Annotated in this window: 2 protein-coding genes; one reads left to right on the top strand and one right to left on the bottom strand. The window is 75.0% G+C overall.

The genetic code is table 11. From position 1 onward, the window contains the following. Positions 1–1,990: heavy metal translocating P-type ATPase (locus tag GL263_RS25125; protein ID WP_182858034.1), on the bottom strand; the 1,990-nt coding region annotated here is incomplete at its 3' end. Between the two features lie 96 nt (positions 1,991–2,086). On the opposite strand from GL263_RS25125, the gene GL263_RS25130 reads away from it, so the two are divergent. Further along, positions 2,087–2,406, top strand: a 320-nt coding sequence (locus GL263_RS25130) for an ArsR/SmtB family transcription factor (protein WP_182858035.1), incomplete at its 3' end; no start/stop codon positions are given.

The following is a 2,406-nucleotide window of genomic DNA, read 5'->3' on the forward strand; positions in this document are numbered from 1 at the left end:
CGGATGCGGCGGACGCCGCCGCGCGCCGCCAGGCGGCCTCCCGCAGCAGCCGCAGGCCGTTCAGCCCCACCAGCACGGTCGACCCCTCGTGACCCAGCACGCCCAGCGGCAGCGGCAGATGCCACAGCAGGTCCCAGGCGACCAGCACGACGATGAACGTCCCCGCGATGACCAGGTTCTGCACGACCAGCCGCCGGGCCGCCCGGGAGAGCGCCACGACCGCGGGCACGGCCGCCAACTCGTCCCGCACCACCACCGCGTCCGCCGTCTCCAACGCCAGGTCCGAGCCGGCCCTGCCCATCGCCACACCGGTGTCGGCGGCGGCCAGCGCCGGCGCGTCGTTCACCCCGTCGCCGACCAGCAGGACCCGCTTCCCGGCCCGCTCCCACTCCCGCACCGCCGCGACCTTGTCCTGCGGCAGCAGCCCGGCGCGCACGTCGTCGATCCCGACCTCGTCCGCCAGCACGGCGGCCGCCCGCGGATTGTCGCCGGTCAGCAGGGTGGGGGCGGCTCCGGTCAGCTCGTTGAGGCCGCGCACCGCGCGGGCGGCGTCGGCGCGCGCCCGGTCGGCGACCCCGAGCACGCCCACCGCCGTGCCGTCGACGGCCACCACCACCGCCGTCCGGCCCCGCGCCTCCACCTCGGCCACCAGCCGCCGGACCGCCTCGCCCTGCTCGGCGTCGCGCCCGTCGCCCTCCTCCGGCAGCCGGGCCGGCGCGCCGACCGCCACCTCCCGCCCCGCGACCGTGGCCCGCACGCCGACGCCCGGCCTGGCCAGGAAGTCCGTCGCCTCCGCCAGGTCCACGCCGCGCTCGACGGCCGCCGCGACGACCGCCCGCCCCACCGGGTGCTCGCTGGGACGCTCGGCCGCCGCCGCGAGCGCCAGCAGCGCCGCCTCCTCCAGTCCGGCGCCCGGCACCGGCCGCAGGTCCGTCAGCCGCGGGCTGCCCTCGGTGAGCGTGCCGGTCTTGTCGAGCGCGACCGTGTCGATCTGCCCCAAGCGCTCCATCACCACCGCGGACTTCACCAGCACGCCGTGCCGCCCCGCGTTGGCCAGGGCCGACAGCAGCGGCGGCATCGTCGCCAGCACCACGGCACACGGCGACGCGACGATCATGAACGTCATCGCCCGCAGCAGCGCCTCGGAGAACTCCGCGCCCAGCGCGAACGGCACGCCGAACACGGCGAGGGTGGCGACGACCATGCCAACCGAGTACCGCTGCTCGATACGCTCGACGAACAACTGGGTCGGCGCCTTCGTCTCGGACGCCTCGGCCACCATCGCGACGATCCGCGCCACCACGAAGTCGGCGGGCTCCCGCTCGACCCGCACCCGCAGCGTCCCGGTGCCGTTGAGCGTGCCCGCGAACACCTCGTCGCCCACGCCCTTGGCCGCCGGCAGCGGCTCACCGGTGATGGTGGCCTGGTCGACGTCGCTGGACCCGGCCACCACCCGGCCGTCGGCGCCCACCCGCTCACCGGGCCGGACGAGGATCACCTCGCCCACCGCGAGCTCCTCGGCGCGCACGACCTCCTCGGCTCCGTCCGCGGTCAGCCGGGTGGCGGTGCTCGGCGCCAGATCGAGCAGCCCCCGCACCGAGTCCTCGGTGCGGGCGGTGGCCAGGGCCTCCAACGCGCCCGAGGTGGCGAAGATGACGATGAGCAGGGCGCCGTCCCGCACCTCCCCGACGGCCAGCGCGCCGATCGCCGCCACGATCATCAACAGGTCGACGTCCAGCGTCCGTTCGCGCAGCGCGCGCAGGCCCGACCAGGCCGGTTCCCAACCGCCGGCCAGGTACACCACGACGTACAGCGGCGCCCACGACCAGGCGGGCGCGCCGAGCAGGTGGAGCGGCAGGGCGACCAGGAACGCCAGCGTGGCCGCGGCGGCCCAGCGCACCTCCGACAACGCGAACAGCCGGGTGCGCCGAGGCGCGGGTCCCGGGCGCGGCACGGGCCGCGCCGGAGCGGACAACAAGGCTGAGGGCATGACAAACAGACCCCTTCCGTTCTCGGTGAGCGGTTGCGGCAGCACGTTACAGGAACAAATGAACAGGCGTTCATGTGTTCTCGCTAGGATGGCACCATGGGCCACGGAGTCGACAACCGCAACACCACCACCCCCCGCGAACGGCTCGACGCGGTCGGCACCGACGACGTCGCCGCCACCCTGCAGGCCCTCGCCACCCCCTCCCGGCTGCGGATCCTCGCCAGACTCCAGGAAGGACCCTGCGCCGTCGGAGAACTCGCGGAAGCCGCCGGCATGGAGCAGTCAGCCTGCTCCCACCAACTCCGCCTCCTGCGCAACCTCGGCCTTGTCACCGGCGAACGACGCGGACGCTCGATCGTCTACGCCCTCTACGACCACCACGTCGCCGAACTCCTCGACCAGGCCCTCTACCACGT

This window comes from Streptomyces durbertensis (assembly GCF_014156695.1).
GTDB lineage: Bacteria > Actinomycetota > Actinomycetes > Streptomycetales > Streptomycetaceae > Streptomyces > Streptomyces durbertensis.